Here is a 15,435-nt window from a genome sequence, read left to right on the forward strand (position 1 = left end):
ACGACGCCCCAGTCCGGGCCGCCGATCCGCCATGGACCAGCAACCCTCGCCGGGGCGTCGGGAATGGTAGGTCCGGGGACGTCATCGCCCCCGGACGACAGGATTACTCGGCCGCGAGCTGGAGGACGTCGTCGCCCTTGTTCCAGTTGCACGGGCACAGTTCGTCGGTCTGCAGCGCGTCGAGGACACGCAGCGTCTCGGCCGGGTTGCGGCCGACGTTCAGGCCGTTGATCGTGACGTGCTGGATGACATTGTCGGGATCGATGATGAACGTCGCGCGGTAGGCGACATGCTCATTCTTGTCGACGATGCCCAGCGCGTCGGCCAGGACGCGGCCATTGTCCGCGATCCAGGGGAAATCGGCCGCCGCCAGATCCGGGTCCGACTTGCGCCATGCCAGGTGGACATGCGCGGTGTCGGTCGACGCGCCGATCAGCACGGCGTCGCGGTCCTCGAAATCACCCTTCAGCTCGGAATAGCCGACGATCTCGGTCGGGCACACGAACGTGAAGTCCTTGGGCCAGTAGAACAGGACCTTCCACTTGCCCTCATAGGAGGTGTCGCTGATCGTCTCGCCGGCGGGGAGCGCGTTGGTGCCCTGCTGGACGGGAACGGTGAATGCGGGGAGCTTGTCTCCAACGGTCAACATGGCAATGAGCCTCCATTCTGAAAAATCGGGCTTCAGCCATCCTCTCGCAACGTCGACGGTGGTCCGCCTGTATTCGTTGTCGCGACGAATATGGGGACTGGCGCCTTTGATCCAACAAGCTATTTGTCACATCGCAATCGACTGAGACGATCAATGGCCGCGACCTATCTACCGACCCTGAAACAGTTACAATATCTAGTGGCCTTGCAGGACCATGGCCATTTCGGCCGGGCGGCCGATGCGTGTTTCGTTACCCAGTCCACCCTGTCGGCGGGCCTGCGCGAACTGGAGACGCTGATCGGCGTGACGCTGGTCGAGCGGACCCGCCGGGTCGTGCGCTTCACGCCGCTGGGCGAGCGTATCGCCGACAAGGCGCGCCGCGTCCTGCGCGAGGCGGACGAGCTGGGCGACATGGCCCGCGCCGCCGGGCGACCCTTGTCCGGCGAAATGCGGATGTCGGTGATCCCGACGATCGCGCCGTTCATGCTGCCGCGCATCCTGCCGCGCCTGCGCCGCGACTATCCCGACCTGAAGCTATTCCTGCGCGAGGAGCCGAGCGGCCCGGCGTGCGAGCGGCTGCATAATGGGCGCACCGATTGCGTGCTGCTCGCGCTTCCCTATGCCTGCGGAGAGGTGACGGCCGAGCCGTTGTTCGACGACCGGCTGTTCGTCGCCTTCCCGACCGACGAGGACCTGACGCCGCCCGCGGCCATTCCGGCGTCGGCAATCGATGAAGCCCGCTTGCTGCTTCTCGAGGACGGGCATTGCCTGAAGGACCATGCGCTGGCCGCCTGCAACCGGCCCGAACTGCGCGCCGAGGCGACCATGCTGGGCACGTCGCTCCACACGATCGTGCAGATGGTCGATAACGGGCTGGGCATGACGATGCTGCCGGAGATGGCACTCCGTTCCGGCATATTGGACAACACCCAGATCACCGCCCGTCCGCTCGATGCCGAGAATGCGATGCGCAAGATCGCGCTCGTCTGGCGTCGCGCCAGCCCGCGCGAGAAGGATTTCCGCCTGCTCGCGCAAGTTCTGGCCGAGGCGGCCTGACCCCTTCCGATTTCGTCCCAACTTCAGGAGATTTCGTCCATGACCCATAATGCTCGGCGGCTGATCCCCGCTCTGCCGCTCATCGCCATGATCGGGTTGAGCGCGTGCGGAGGCGGACGAAATCTGCGCGAGGCACCTGCCGCTCCATCCCGCACGCCTGCGGTCACGATGCCCGCGCCGCAGCCCGATCAGCCGATGGTGCCGACACGGACGATCCTGGACAACGCCACCGCGACACCGTCGCTGTCCTCGCTGGTCGCAGCGATCCGCGCGACGGGCTTGGCAACGACGCTGGCAGGCCCCGGACCCTATACCCTGTTTGCCCCCTCCAACGAGGCCTTTGCCCGATTGGCCCCCGGTGTGCAGGAAGAGCTGCTCCAGCCCGCCAACCGCGATTCGCTGGTCAAGCTGATCCGCTTCCACATGGTGCCGGGCATTGTCGGCATCGCCGATCTTCAGGAAAAGATCGCGGCGGGCGGCGGCACCGCAAAGCTGCTGACGGTGCAAGGCGAATGGCTGACCGTCAGCATGACCCAGTCGGTCATCACGCTGACCGACAGCGGTGGAAACAAGAGCTATATCGAGGCGGGCGACATGCCTCAGGCGAACGGTGTCATTCACATCGTCAACGGTGTTTTGGTACCCAAACTGGATTAAGTGCGTTACTCCCGATGGGACGGCCGTTTCGTGTCAGGAACGGTCGACCTGCCCTTCACCATGCGGCGCGACGCGACCCCGCTCCGTCGCCAGAAGAACGGGAGTATGCCTTTCATGTTGAAGACCTTTGCCATCCTTCTGTCCGCCACCGCCCTGACCGGCGCGGGCGCCGCCATCGCGCAGACCGCGCCGATGCAACCCGCCCCCGCCCAGACGGCGCCCGCAGCCCCGGCCGCGCCGGCGACCGCGACCCCGGTTGCCACGGGCAACATCGTCCAGATCCTCGCCGCCACTCCGGATCGCAGCACGCTAGCCAAGCTCGTCGCGACGGCGGGGCTGACCGCCGACCTGTCCGGTCCTGGCCCCTTCACCGTCTTCGCGCCCAGCAACGAAGCGTTCAGCCGGATGCCCCCGGGCGCGCTCGACACGCTGAGCAAGCCGGAGGCCAAGGCAACGTTGGCGACCATCCTGAAATATCATGTGGTACCCGGCAAGCTGACCGCCGAGCAGCTGAAGGCGCAGATCGCGGCCGGGAACGGCACCGCGACGCTGACCACGCTGGCAGGCCAGCCGCTGACGGCGCAACTCGGCCCCAACGGCAACATCATGCTGACCGATGTGAACGGCCAGAAGGCCTATGTCGACAAGGCCGATGTCGATGCGACGAACGGCGTCGTGCACCTGACCAACGGCATCAATGTGCCGAAGATCGGTTAAAAGCGACGAACCGGAACACGGGAAGGCGGGGCTTCGGCCCCGCCTTTTTCTATGGGATCCAGCGCTCGGCGGCGGCCGTGTCGCTCTCGCGTGCCTCGACCCAACGCGCCTCGCTGCCGCGCGTCTCCCGCTTCCAGAAGGGCGCATCGGTCTTCAGCCGATCGATCAGATAGGCGCAGGCGTCCAGCGCGTCACGGCGATGCGGCGCGGCCGCCAGGACCAGTACGATCCGCTCGCCCGGCCGCATCGGGCCGACCCGGTGGACGATCGTGGCCGCCTGAAGCGACCAGCGCTCCGCCGCTTCGCGTGCGATCCGGTCGAGCGCGACTTCGGTCGCGCCGGGGTAATGCTCAAGTTCAAGGATATCGACGCCGTCATCGGCCCGAACGAGCCCGCAGAAGCTGGCCACCGCACCGGCATCCTGCCCCTCGATCCGTGCCATTTCGTCAGCAAGATCGATGGGATCGACCGAGACCAGGATGCGGATCATCCGCCCGTCACCGGCGGAAAGATTGCGACCTCGCGGGCATGTCCGATCGCCGCATCGAGGCCGACGAAATTCTGGTCCACCGCCGCGCGCAGCCGCTCGGGCTCTGCCATCGCCTCGGCATAGCCACCCCCGCGCGTAGCCAGCCAAGCCACCAGATCGCCGACCGTCGCCACATGGTCGGGCAGCGTCACCGTCTCTTCGGCCTGCCCGATCCGCTCGCGGACCCAGGCGAAATACAGGATCGTCAACGTCATCAGCTATCCATGTGCTTGAGGCCGACGCGCAGATAGTCCCAGCCGGTGACGAGCGTCAGCACCGCCGCCGCCCAGAGCGCGGCCAGTGCCGCCTCGTGCAACCAGGGCCAGCCCGGCAGCGCCCCGCCGAGGATCAAGCCGCCGAGCGCGATCAACTGCAGCGTCGTCTTCCACTTGGCCAGGCGTGAAACGGGTACCGACACCTGCAACTGCGCGAGAAATTCGCGAAGGCCCGACACCGCGATCTCGCGCAGCAGGATGACGAGGCCCGCGACGACGCTCAACCCGCTCAGCACCTGCACGGCGACCAGCACCAGAATGACCGAGGCGACCATGATCTTGTCGGCGATGGGATCGAGGAACACGCCAAGCTTCGACACCGCCCCTTGCGCGCGGGCAAGATAGCCGTCGAAATAATCGGTGATGCCCATCAGGCAATAGAGCGCAAAGGCGACGCCGTAACCCAGCGCCCAGTCCGGTTGCCATAACAGCCCCGCGAGCAGCGGCACGGCCAGGATTCGCGATAGCGTTAACAGGTTGGGCAGCGTCAGCATGTCGCCTTCTAACCGCTCGTTCGCCCATGACAAACCGCTTTAAGCGGTTGGCGATACGGGTACGCATAGCTATGTTGGTGTCATCCTGTTGCCACGATCGGGCCATTTTTCGTTATGCTCAATGCCCTCGGGCTACTCAAACAGCGACGCTTCCTGCCGCTGTTTGCCACCCAGTTTCTCGGCGCCTTCAACGACAACCTGTTCAAGACGTCGATGGTGTTGTTCGCGACATACGCGATCTTCACCGACCCCCATTCCGAATTCTACTTCAACTGCGCGGCGACCGGCGCCGCCATCCTGCCGTTCGTCTTCCTGTCGGCGCTGTCCGGGCAATTGGCGGACAGCCATGACAAGGCGCGCATCATCCGCATCGTCAAGACGGTCGAGATCGGCATCATGCTGGTCGGTGCGGCCGGTCTGCTGATCGCCAAGGCGGGATATACGACGGCCGGGTTGTCCCTGATGCTGGGCACCGTCCTCGCGCTCGGCGTCCACTCGACCTTTTTCGGGCCGATCAAATACGCCATCCTGCCCCAGCATCTGGAGCCCGAGGACATATTGGGCGGCACCGGCCTGGTCGAAGCCGGGACCTATCTGGCGATCCTGCTCGGCACGGTCGCGGCGGGATGGATTTCGATCGAGGCGGCGGCGATCGGCGTGCTGGTGGTCGCCGTCATCGGCTGGTTCATCGGTCGTCAGGTGCCTCCCGCCCCACGCGAAGGGCCGCCGCTCAAGCTCAACTACAATCCCTTTACCGCATCCTGGCGGCTGATCTCCGCGACGTTGCATATCCGCCGCCTGTTCCTGGCGATCATCGCAATCAGCTTCTTCTGGACGATCGGTGCGGTCCTCATCATCATCTTCCCGCCGCTGGTGAAGAATGTGCTGACGGCAGACAAGGAAGTCGCCAGCCTCGCGATCGCCATCTTCTCGATCGGCGTGGCGATCGGGTCGGTCGTCATCAACACGATGCTGAAGGGCGAAATTTCGGCGCGCTATTCGCCGATGTCGGTGATCGCCATGGGCGCGTTCGTCGTCCTGTTTTCCTTCCTTTGCCGCAACTGGACCCCGGCGGCGGGTGGCGGCCTGTATAGCTGGCAGGCGTTTCTGGCCGAACCGCGTGCGATCGGTATCCTTGCCACGCTGCTGGCGATCGCGACCACCGGGGGCATGTTCGTGGTCCCGCTTTATGCCTTCCTGACCACCACGGTCGAAAAGGATCAGACGGCGCGCACGGTGGCCGCCAACAATATCGTGAATTGCTTTGCAATGACGATCGGGTCCGTACTCGCCTTCGCGATCAGTGCGGCGGGCGTGTCGTCATCGGACATGCTCTTCGTCGTGGCGGGCATGTGCCTGGTCTCGGCCTGGCTGGCACTTCTACTGCACCGCGCCTGCGGCGAGGTCGACGTCGAGCCTGTTCAGAACAGGAACGTATAGATGCAGATGAAGAAGGCCGTGAAGCTGAGCACGAACAGCCGAATGTCCTGATCGTCATCCTGCTTCCGCCGCCCTTGGACGGACGGCGGCAGCGAGCGCCGAAAGGGGTGGCGGGCGGCGTCATCGGTCAGGACCAGGCGGCGTCTCATAGCAACCTGTTAACGTCTCGTTTACCGTCTCGGCAGCAGTTCGATATCGGATCGACTGTCCCCGCTGCCCCGTAACGAGACAGCGGGGACACGACCTTAATGGTCGAGCGCCCCGGAAGCGCCGATGCCCGTCTCCGAACGGCCACGCTGCGCCGGATAACCCGCCTTGTCGACGGCGGCGCGGCCACTCCGATCGGTGATAGACACCAGCCAGATCGTCAGGAACGCCAACGGCATCGAGAAGATCGTCGGCGATCCATAGGGAAAGATCGGTGCGGCATGACCCAGCACGGTCACCCAGATGGCGGGCGAAAGGATGGTCAGTACCAAGGCCGTCAGCAGGCCCACCAGGCCGCCTGCCACGACGCCGCGCGTCGTACAGCCCGACCAGAGCAGCGACAGGAACAGCACCGGAAAATTGGCCGAAGCCGCCAGCGCGAAGGCCAGGCTGACCATGAAGGCGACATTCTGCTTCTCGAACAGGATACCCAGCAGAATGGCGACGACCGCCAGCGCCAGCACGGTGATCCGCGACACGCGAAGCTCGGAGGCGGAGTCCGCCTCCCCCTTCTTGATGACCGTCGCATAGAGGTCATGACTGACCGCCGAAGCGCCCGACAGGGTCAGGCCCGCCACCACCGCAAGGATCGTCGCGAACGCCACCGCCGAAATAAAGCCCAGGAACAAATTCCCCCCGACCGCCTGCGCTAGGTGGATCGCGGCCATGTTGCTGCCGCCGCGAAGCGCCCCCTCTGCGTCCAGGAAGCCCGGATCGGTCGCGACCAGCACGATCGCGCCGAAACCGATTACGAAGGTCAGGATATAGAAATAACCGATCCAGCCGGTCGCCCAGAGCACCGAGCTGCGGGCCGCCTTGGCATTGGGCACGGTGAAGAAACGCATCAGGATATGCGGCAGGCCCGCCGTGCCGAACATCAGCGCGGCGCCGATCGAGATGGCGGAGACAGGGTCCTTGATGAACCCGCCCGGCCCCATGATCGCCCGCCCCTTGGCCACCGCCTCGTCCGGCCCCGCACCCGCCAGGGCGGCCAGCGCCGTCTTCACCTCGACCGCGCGCGCGAAAAGCGCCTCGGGGCTGAACCCGAACCGCGCCAGCACCGCGATTGCCATGAAGCTCGCCGCGCCGAGGAGCATCATCGCCTTGACGATCTGCACCCAGGTCGTCGCCGTCATGCCGCCGAAAAGGACGTACATCGTCATCAGCACGCCGACGATGACGACCGCATAGCCATAAGGCAGCCCGAAGAGCAGGCGGATCAGCTGCCCGGCCCCGACCATCTGCGCGATCAGGTAGAACAGCACCACGAGGAGCGTCGAACAGGCCGCGACCATCCGCACCGGCGTCTGCGCGAAGCGGAAGGAGGCGACATCGGCAAAGGTGAATCGTCCCAGATTGCGCAAACGCTCGGCCATCAGGAACAACAGGATCGGCCAGCCGACGAGGAAGCCGATCGAATAGATCAACCCGTCATAGCCATCGGCGTAAATCTGCGCCGATATGCCCAGGAAGGATGCGGCGGACATGAAATCGCCCGCGATCGCCAGTCCGTTCTGAAAGCCGGTGATCCCGCCCCCGGCCGTATAGAAATCGGAGGCCGTGCGCGTCCGCCGCGCGGCCCAGCGGGTAATGGCCAGCGTGAGCGCGACGAAGGCGGCGAACATGCCGATCGCGGTCCAGTTCGTCGCCTGCTGGACGGCGGGGCCGATCGCATGCGCCTCCGCCGCGTTGATCGGCAGGAACGCCAGCGATGCCGAGAGCGCAACGAGCGCCCACCTCATGCGCCATACTCCGCCCGCAGGGCTTCGATCGCGGGGTCGAAATCGCGATTGGCGCGCCAGACATACAGGCCAGTCAGCACGATCGCGAGCGCGATCACGCCCAGCCCGACCGGAATGCCCCAGCTCGTCGCGCCGCCGCTGACCGACCGGGCCAGCAACGCCTTGTCGAAAGCGATAGTCAGGACGAAACCGAAATAGACGATCAACATGATGACCGTCAGGACGGTGGTAAAGCGCCCTCGCCTGCGAACCAGCGCGATATAGCGCGCATCGCTTGCCAGACGGGCTGCGGCATCCTCCATGGCATTCTCCCAAGCCCCGCACCGTCGATCGGTGTCGTGGCCGTCATGCTCGTCCGCGCCCGGCGCAACGTCAAGCGCGATTGGGTCGATAGGCGTTCAGGTCGATGCCGTGCCGCGCAACCTTGTCGTAAAAGGTCTTGCGCGGGATGCCGAGGATGGCCAGCGCGGCGCGGACGTCGCCTGCCACCTCCTCCAGCACGCTGCGGATCGTCGCGCCCTCGAACTGCTCGACGCGCTCTGGCAAGGGAAGCGGATCACCCGCATCACGGGTTTCGCCGAACAGGCCCAGCGCGACACGGTTGGCATAGTTGCGTACCTCGCGAACATTGCCGGGCCAATCGTGCGACAGCAGTCGCGCCTGAATCCCGCCGTCGATCATCGGCACCGGGCGACCGAACCGCTCCGCCGCCTCACGCAGGAAATGCGCGAACAGCAGCGGCACGTCCGCCCGCCGTTCCCGCAGGGGCGGAACGCGCAGCCGCACGGCGTCCAGCCGATAGAGCAGATCGGCGCGGAAGCGCCCCTCCTCGACCGCACGCGCCAGATCGGACTTGGCGGCGGCAACGATGCGCAGGTCCAGCGACTGCGGGTCCTCGGCCCCGATCGCGCGCACCTCCCGCTCCTCGACCACGCGCAGCATCCGTCCCTGGAGAGCGGGTGCCATGCTGTCCACCTCGTCGAGGAACAGCGTGCCGCGATTGGCCGCCGCGATCCGTCCCGGAGTCCGGCCATGCGCCTGGCCGAACAGCTCGTCCTCGGCGATCGCCTCGGGCAGGGCGGCGCAGTCGACCGCGATGAAGGGGCGCGTCCGGCGCGCGCTCCAACGATGAAGTAGCAGCGCCACCAGTTCCTTGCCGGTGCCCGTCTCGCCCTCGACCAGCACGTCGACATCGGCCTGCGCCACTTGTCGCACCGTATCGCGCAGTCGCATCATGACCGGCGTCTCCCCGATCAGAGGGTAGGCGCCCTGTGCGTCCTCCGCCGCCTGGCGCAGACGGCGATTGTCGAGAACCAGCCGCCGCATCTCAAGCGCACGTTCGGCACTGGAGATCAGATGATCGGCGGCGAAGGGCTTGGCGACGAAATCATGGACGCCCTGTTTCAGCGCCGCGACCGCCATCGGCACGTCGCCATGGCCCGTCATCAGGATCACCGGAATTTCCGCATCGATGGCGGCGACGCGCTTCGACAGCTCGATCCCGTCGATTCCCGGCATCCGTATGTCGGAGACGACCATGCCCGGAAAATCCACTGTGATCGTCGCCAGCGCTGCCAGCGGATCGCCATGCGCCTCGACATCGATCCCCGCCAGCTCGAACGACTGGGCCAGCGCCTGTCGCAGCACCGTGTCGTCATCGACCAGCAGAACGCGCAACGTCTCGCTCATGCCCGGCGCATCCTCAAGCGAAAGCCCGCGCCGCCCAGCGCAGAGGGGATGGCTTCCAGCATGCCGCCAAACTCCGTCATGATATCCCGCGCAATCCCCAGGCCCAGTCCCAGTCCATCGGGCTTGCCGGTCACGAAGGGGGTGAAAATCTCTGTCGCGATCGCCGGATCAAGGCCGGGGCCATTATCCTCCACGGTCAGCTCGACCCCGTCACTATGTTCCACCACAGTCAGCCGCACGCGGGGGGCGGGCGTCTCGGCCACGGCATCCAGTGCATTTTGAAGCAGATTGACCAGCACCTGCTCCAATCGGACCCGCCCCGCCATGACTTGCGGGAGGGCTCCGCTGCGGGGACGCTCCAACGCGACCCCAGCCGTGCGAAAACGGTCGCCGATCAGGAGCATGGTTCCGTCCAGCACCGCATCGAGCGACACCGGCCCCAGTCCATGGGTGCCACGCCGGACGAAGCGCCGCATTTCCTGGACGATCGATCCGATCCGCTCGGTCAACTCGACGATGGTGGCCAGATTGCCCGCCGCCTTGTCGGGCTTGTCGCGAGACAGGAAGGTGCGCGCATTGTCCGCCAGCGTGCGGATCGCCGCCACCGGCTGGTTGATTTCATGCGCCACGCCCGCCGTGATCGAGCCTAGCGAGCCCAGTCTGTTCGCCTGGGCTAATTCCTCGCGCGCCGCGCGGAAACGCTGATCGGCGCGGATCCGCTCGGCAATCTCGACGGTCAGCTGGTCATTGGTCGCACGCAATTCGGCGGTGCGACGCGCGACCTCCTGTTCCAGCGCCTCGCGCGCGAGTGACGCGCGTTCGGCGCGTGTCCGCCGCCAGATTGCCAGCAAGGTAAGCCCAATCAGTCCGACCGCGATCAGCGCCGTCACCGAACGGACCCAGCCATCGGCCTCCTTCAATGCGGGCTTGAACGGCAGGACGTGGACAAGCTGCCACCGGGGGAGCGGCGCGGGTACCAGACCGACGACATAGCGAACGCCGTCGCGATCGATCGCATCCCCATTCGCGATCCGAAAAGGACCGGGGCGCAGCGCAATATCGCCAAATTGCTGGCTCTGCCGGATCGCGGCCTGCGCCGCAGGGGGCAACGGCCGGGTCAGCGTAAATTCGGCGGCCGGATCGGTCGTGACCACGACGACGCCATGGTCGTCGAGCAACAGCGTCTGACCCGCATCGCTGGCCCAGGCTTGGATAATGCGGGCGAACTCGACCTTGACCACGACAACTCCATCGGGGTCCGAGGCCGGACCTATGCGACGCGCCAGGAACAGGCCGGGCCGGTGGCTGGTGTTACCCAGCGCGAAATATTCGGCGGTGCCCGTGCGCATCGCCTGTCGGAAATAGGGCCGAAAGCCATAGTCCCGCCCGACGAAGCTGTCCGCCTGCCCCGCATTGGATGCGGAGACCGTCCGGCCGTGCCGATCGATGGCATAGATGACCGGGGCGCCGGTTCGCTCGGCCAGGCCACGCAGTTTCTCGTTCAGCCGCTCGGCCGCGCCAACCGATCCGTTGCGCAGCGCGTCGCGGACATCCGGATACTCTACCAGCACGATGGGCAACAGTCGGAAGCGCTGCAACTCGCTGTTGAGCAGCCGCTCCTCCTGCCGGGCGATCCGGGCGGCGTCATCGCGGAGCCCCGTCACCGCCTGCCGATGGGCGTAGAAGCGTAACAGCGACCCGGCCACAACGGTCAGCAGCACGACGACGATCAGCGGCAAAGCAAAGCGACGCAGATACGTGCGACCGAGTAAGGGCGAAACTTGCATCTGTGCGGATTATCGCAACCCAACCCGGAGCGCCATGCGGATTTTCGCGCTTCGATGGTCAAACGCAGACATTTTATCGTGCTTTCTCTATGTGTTATCTGCACCTTTAGGAAATTTGTAATGCTCAGCGGCATTCTGCACACTCGTGGCAATTCGGAAGCGCGGCCCACCGCGTCCGGCCCACTTTTTTGTAGAGGATGCCGAAAAGCCATGATCGCACAAGATTATGCCGTAGCAGAGACGCCCCGGCGGGCGCGTGTCTGGTCACACTTGTACGTCCAGGTCCTGTTCGCCATCGCGCTGGGCGCGATCATCGGTCATTTCTGGCCGAGCTTCGGCGAATCGCTCAAGCCGATCGGTGATGCCTTCATCAAGCTGGTGAAGATGATTATCGCCCCCGTCATCTTCCTTACCGTCGTTACCGGCATCGCCGGGATGCGCGAACTTGGCTCGGTCGGACGCGTTGCCGGCAAGGCCTTTTTCTATTTCATCACCGTATCGACCTTCGCGCTGATCGTCGGCCTGATCGTCGCCAACGTCGTCCAGCCGGGCGCGGGCATGAACATCGATCCCTCGACCCTGAAGGTCGGATCGATCGCCGAATATACCGCCAAGGCCCATGACACGACCGTGACCGGCTTCCTGCTGGGCATCATCCCCGACACGCTGATCAGTGCGTTCACCCAGGGCAACATCCTCCAGGTGCTCATGGTCGCGATCATGTTCGGTATCTCGATGGCTCTGGTCGGCGATCCTGCGCGTCCGCTTCTCAACAGCCTGGAGCGGATCAGCGTCGTCATCTTCCGCATGGTCGGCATCTTGATGCGTGCCGCCCCGATCGGTGCCTTCGGCGCGATCGCCTTCACCATCGGCAAGTACGGCGTCGGCAGCCTGGTCAATCTGGGTGCCCTCGTCGCGACCTTCTACCTCACCTCGATCCTGTTCGTCGTCGTCGTGCTGGGCACCATCGCTCGCGCCAATGGCTTCTCGGTCCTCAAGCTGATCCGCTACCTCAAGGCCGAGCTGCTGCTCGTCCTCGGCACCTCGTCGTCCGAAGCCGCCCTGCCCAACCTCCTCGTGAAGATGGAGAAGGCCGGTTGCGAAAAGTCGGTCGTCGGCCTGGTCGTGCCGACCGGCTATTCCTTCAACCTCGACGGCACCAACATCTACATGACGCTGGCCGCGCTGTTCATCGCCCAGGCCTGCGGTGTCGATCTCTCGCTGGGCCAGCAGCTGGCCCTCCTCCTCGTCGCGATGCTCTCGTCCAAGGGCGCGGCAGGCGTCACCGGCGCGGGCTTCATCACCCTCGCCGCCACCCTCTCGATCGTGCCGGACGTGCCGGTCGCCGGTATGGCGCTGATCCTCGGTGTCGACCGCTTCATGTCGGAATGCCGCAGCCTGACCAACTTCATCGGCAACGCCGTCGCCACCGTCGTGGTCGCACGTTGGGAAGGAGCGCTCGACAAGGAGGCGCTGGACGCCGCGCTGAGCGGCAAGCCGGTCCTGACCGCGCCCGCCACCACCGTTCAGCCCGCCATCGCCTGATCCGCATCCCGACATGACCCGGCCGCTCCCATCGGCCGGGTTTTTGTTTACCAGGATGCTATAGAGCAGTTGAAGCGACGACAGATTGGTTCGATCGAGGGGGATTATCATGAAGTTTCTATGGCTTGCTGGCACCGCGATGGTGTCGGCATCGGGGGTCGCCGTTTCCCCGGCGATGGCGCAGACCTTCACCCCGAAGGCCGCCGCAGAGCCCGCCAGCCCTGCCAGCACCGCGTATCCCACCAGCGCGGCGGGCGATGGCAACACCGTGGGCGGCTACAACCAGTCGCGCTGGGCCGAGGACTGGCGCAGATATTGCGACCCGGCCAAGCGCGACGATGTGATCGATGCGCTGAAATGCGTGAAGCTGACCGAGGACGGCAAGTCCTATGTGACCTTCTCCGGCGAGCTGCGCACCCGCGTCAACATCACCACCAACCCCAATCCGCGTGAAGTGCAGCAACAACGTCAGGACATCGCCCGCATCGTCGGCGGCGCCGACGTTCATCTCGGCGATCATTTCCGCGTTTTCGGCGAACTGGGCCGGGCGGAATTGCAGGGCATCAACCTGGGCGCGCCCGGTGGCAACCTGCGCAACCAGCTGGCCGTGCAGCAGCTCTTCGCCGAAGTGAAGGGCAAGGCCCTGGGCCTGGACGTCGGCGTCCGTGCCGGTCGTCAGGAATTCTTCGATGGGCCGCAGCTGCTGACCGTCGGCCGCGACAACAACACGCTGTATTTCGTCCTCGACGGCGTGCGGGCCTATGCCCGTGGCAAGGATGCCCGGATCGACGTGTTCGACCTGAATTACGTCACCTATGGCTTCAAGGGCATCAGCGACGACAAGACGAACCCCGACGTGCGTTTCACGGGCGCGACCTTCGGCTTCCGTCTTTCGCCCAAGCTGTTCGGCGGCTCGAAGCTGTATCTCGATCCCTTCATCTGGCGGCTGCGCAACCGTCGTGCCGTCTGGGGGCCGACGACGGGGCTGGAGGAACGCTATTTCCTGGGTCTTCACGCCTATGGCGATGTCGGGCCGGTCAATGTCGACTGGACCGTCAACAATCAGCGCGGGACGTTCAACAATCGCCCGATCGAGGCGTGGCAGGCCTTCATCGCCCAGACCTATCGCTTGGGCAAAAAGCCCGATGCGCCGCGCGTCGGCGTCCATGTCGACTATGGCTCGGGCGGCGGTGCCTATCAGCGTACGGGTGAGCTGAACACGACCAACGGCCTGTTCGGCAACAACATCTATTACAGCTACGGCCTGTTCCTGACGCCGACGAACCTGTTGTACGCCGCGCCGAACTTCACCTTCACGCCGATCAAGGGCGTGCGTCTGGCTACCGAATACGGCTTTGCCTGGCGGCCGGACGAGTTCGATGCCGTTTACCGTGCAAGCGGCGCGGCATGGGCGGGTACGCAGAATGTGCGTGGCAAGAAGGTTGCCGAGGTCGCCCGCTTGCAGGCGACCTGGACGATCACGCCGCGTCTGTCATTCGTCGGCCGTTACGAACATTTCAAGGCCGACACCGTGTTGCAGCGGGCCAATCTGAAAAGCTCGGACTTCTGGGCCGGGTGGTTGAGCTTCCGCTTCTAAAATTCAGGCGCCCGGCCGCGACGAATTCGGCCGGGCGGATGCGGGGGACGGCGGGGAACAGCCCGATCGTCGAGGACTGATCCTCAACCGCCCCGCGCGGCGAGCACCCGCGATACGATCGGGCCAAGGCTTTCCGCCTTGGCCCGATCCACATGCGAGATATGGGTGATAAGCGCCTGATCGAGCACGGTATCGATCGGCGAGGCAGTGCGCTCTTCCGGCAGCATCGCCGCCAGTTCGGCGACCAGCGCCCGTGCCGTCGCGGCGTTCCGGTGCAGCTGTGCGAGGATCGTACCGACCTCGACATGCGCCTCATCCTCGCGCCAGCAATCATAGTCGGTGACCATGCCGATCAGCGCATAGGGAAGCTCCGCCTCGCGGGCGAGTTTGGCCTCGGGCATCGCGGTCATGCCGATCACGTCCGCGCCCCATTGGCGATAGAGATGACTCTCCGCACGGGTCGAGAATTGCGGCCCCTCCATGGCGAGATAAGTACCGCCATGCGCCATCGATGCCCCTGCCCGCTCGCCCGCCTGCGCCGCCAGGGTCGACAGGCGCGGACATACCGGATCGGCCATCGAAACATGCGCGACCAGCCCCGCGCCGAAGAAACTGGTGTCGCGGTGCACCGTCCGGTCGATGAACTGGTCGACCGCGACGAAATGGCCGGGCGGCAGTTCCTCGCGCAGCGACCCGATCGCGGAGATCGCCAGAATGTCGGTACACCCGGCCTGCTTCAACGCATGGATGTTGGCGCGCGCGTTTACCTCGGTCGGCGACAGGCGGTGTCCCCGGCCGTGGCGGGGGAGGAAGACGAAGCGTACGCCCCCGATCCGCCCGCGCACCAGCGTGTCGGACGGAGCGCCCCACGGCGTATCGAGCACCAGCGTCTCGACATCGTCCAGCGCGTTGATCGCGTAGAGGCCGGAGCCGCCGATGATACCGATCGTCCAGCCCGTCATGTCCCGCTCCTGTTGCATCATCCGTCGGTTAGGCGCTTCGTCAGACAAAGCAAAGGGGCGCACGGGGGGAGAATCCCGTACGCCCCTCG

At 65.3% G+C, this 15,435-nt stretch carries 16 protein-coding genes; 6 read left to right on the plus strand and 10 right to left on the minus strand.

The window, feature by feature from the left end; translation table 11 throughout:
* Positions 1–103: 103 nt before the first annotated feature.
* Positions 104–649: a peroxiredoxin gene (locus tag AC1GI4_RS02420; protein WP_042488670.1), complete on the minus strand. Its 546-nt coding sequence runs from the start codon at positions 647–649 to the stop codon at positions 104–106.
* 153 nt (positions 650–802) lie between these two features.
* Between AC1GI4_RS02420 and AC1GI4_RS02425 the strand changes: the two genes are divergently transcribed.
* The 3 genes from AC1GI4_RS02425 to AC1GI4_RS02435 are packed head-to-tail and all read left to right on the plus strand — an operon-like array spanning position 803 to position 3,079.
* Positions 803–1,705, plus strand: a complete 903-nt coding sequence (locus AC1GI4_RS02425; protein WP_294274962.1) for a hydrogen peroxide-inducible genes activator — start codon at positions 803–805, stop codon at positions 1,703–1,705.
* 39 nt (positions 1,706–1,744) lie between these two features.
* A complete protein-coding gene (locus tag AC1GI4_RS02430; protein ID WP_479628407.1) occupies positions 1,745–2,362 on the plus strand; it encodes a fasciclin domain-containing protein in 618 nt (205 codons plus the stop codon).
* Entirely contained in the window at positions 2,363–3,079 is a 717-nt protein-coding gene (locus AC1GI4_RS02435) for a fasciclin domain-containing protein (protein ID WP_479628408.1), read from the plus strand.
* 49 nt (positions 3,080–3,128) lie between these two features.
* Here the strand turns inward: AC1GI4_RS02435 and AC1GI4_RS02440 are convergent, their stop codons facing one another.
* Genes AC1GI4_RS02440 through pgsA form a run of 3 tightly spaced genes read right to left on the minus strand, consistent with a single transcriptional unit; the run spans position 3,129 to position 4,377 of the window.
* Entirely contained in the window at positions 3,129–3,569 is a 441-nt protein-coding gene (locus tag AC1GI4_RS02440; RefSeq protein WP_479628409.1) for a molybdenum cofactor biosynthesis protein MoaE, read from the minus strand.
* Positions 3,566–3,823: a molybdopterin converting factor subunit 1 gene (moaD, locus tag AC1GI4_RS02445; protein WP_433910657.1), complete on the minus strand. Its 258-nt coding sequence runs from the start codon at positions 3,821–3,823 to the stop codon at positions 3,566–3,568. Before moaD ends, AC1GI4_RS02440 begins: the two co-directional genes overlap by 4 nt.
* A complete protein-coding gene (gene pgsA / locus AC1GI4_RS02450; RefSeq protein WP_479628410.1) occupies positions 3,823–4,377 on the minus strand; it encodes a CDP-diacylglycerol--glycerol-3-phosphate 3-phosphatidyltransferase in 555 nt (184 codons plus the stop codon). The genes moaD and pgsA overlap by 1 nt, the downstream gene beginning before the upstream one ends.
* A 114-nt stretch (positions 4,378–4,491) precedes the next feature.
* On the opposite strand from pgsA, the gene AC1GI4_RS02455 reads away from it, so the two are divergent.
* Positions 4,492–5,817 carry an MFS transporter gene (locus tag AC1GI4_RS02455; RefSeq protein WP_433910658.1) on the plus strand — a complete coding sequence of 442 codons (1,326 nt, stop codon included), beginning with the start codon at positions 4,492–4,494 and terminating at the stop codon, positions 5,815–5,817.
* Here the strand turns inward: AC1GI4_RS02455 and AC1GI4_RS02460 are convergent.
* The 5 genes from AC1GI4_RS02460 to AC1GI4_RS02480 form a co-directional block, all read right to left on the minus strand.
* Entirely contained in the window at positions 5,799–5,966 is a 168-nt protein-coding gene (locus tag AC1GI4_RS02460; RefSeq protein ID WP_294274955.1) for a hypothetical protein, read from the minus strand. The genes AC1GI4_RS02455 and AC1GI4_RS02460 overlap by 19 nt on opposite strands.
* Before the next feature lie 96 nt (positions 5,967–6,062).
* On the minus strand, positions 6,063–7,766 hold the full coding sequence (locus AC1GI4_RS02465; RefSeq protein WP_479628411.1) for a cation acetate symporter: 1,704 nt from the start codon (positions 7,764–7,766) through the stop codon (positions 6,063–6,065).
* On the minus strand, positions 7,763–8,068 hold the full coding sequence (locus AC1GI4_RS02470; RefSeq protein WP_294274953.1) for a DUF485 domain-containing protein: 306 nt from the start codon (positions 8,066–8,068) through the stop codon (positions 7,763–7,765). The genes AC1GI4_RS02465 and AC1GI4_RS02470 overlap by 4 nt, the downstream gene beginning before the upstream one ends.
* Before the next feature lie 70 nt (positions 8,069–8,138).
* Positions 8,139–9,455: a sigma-54-dependent transcriptional regulator gene (locus AC1GI4_RS02475; RefSeq protein WP_433910661.1), complete on the minus strand. Its 1,317-nt coding sequence runs from the start codon at positions 9,453–9,455 to the stop codon at positions 8,139–8,141.
* Positions 9,452–11,242 (minus strand): sensor histidine kinase, encoded by a 1,791-nt coding sequence (locus AC1GI4_RS02480; protein WP_479628412.1) that lies wholly within the window; start codon positions 11,240–11,242, stop codon positions 9,452–9,454. The genes AC1GI4_RS02475 and AC1GI4_RS02480 overlap by 4 nt, the downstream gene beginning before the upstream one ends.
* A gap of 210 nt (positions 11,243–11,452) precedes the next feature.
* On the opposite strand from AC1GI4_RS02480, the gene AC1GI4_RS02485 reads away from it, so the two are divergent.
* Both AC1GI4_RS02485 and AC1GI4_RS02490 read left to right on the plus strand, forming a co-directional pair.
* Positions 11,453–12,787: a dicarboxylate/amino acid:cation symporter gene (locus tag AC1GI4_RS02485; RefSeq protein ID WP_479628413.1), complete on the plus strand. Its 1,335-nt coding sequence runs from the start codon at positions 11,453–11,455 to the stop codon at positions 12,785–12,787.
* A gap of 268 nt (positions 12,788–13,055) precedes the next feature.
* A complete protein-coding gene (locus tag AC1GI4_RS02490; RefSeq protein WP_479628414.1) occupies positions 13,056–14,384 on the plus strand; it encodes an alginate export family protein in 1,329 nt (442 codons plus the stop codon).
* A gap of 83 nt (positions 14,385–14,467) precedes the next feature.
* Here AC1GI4_RS02490 and mtnP read toward each other — a convergent pair whose 3' ends face one another.
* The gene (gene mtnP / locus AC1GI4_RS02495) at positions 14,468–15,346 is read right to left on the minus strand and encodes an S-methyl-5'-thioadenosine phosphorylase (protein ID WP_479628415.1); all 879 of its coding nucleotides are present in this window, start codon (positions 15,344–15,346) and stop codon (positions 14,468–14,470) included.
* Positions 15,347–15,435: the final 89 nt, after the last annotated feature.

Source organism: Sphingomonas sp. 77B (genome assembly GCF_056497825.1).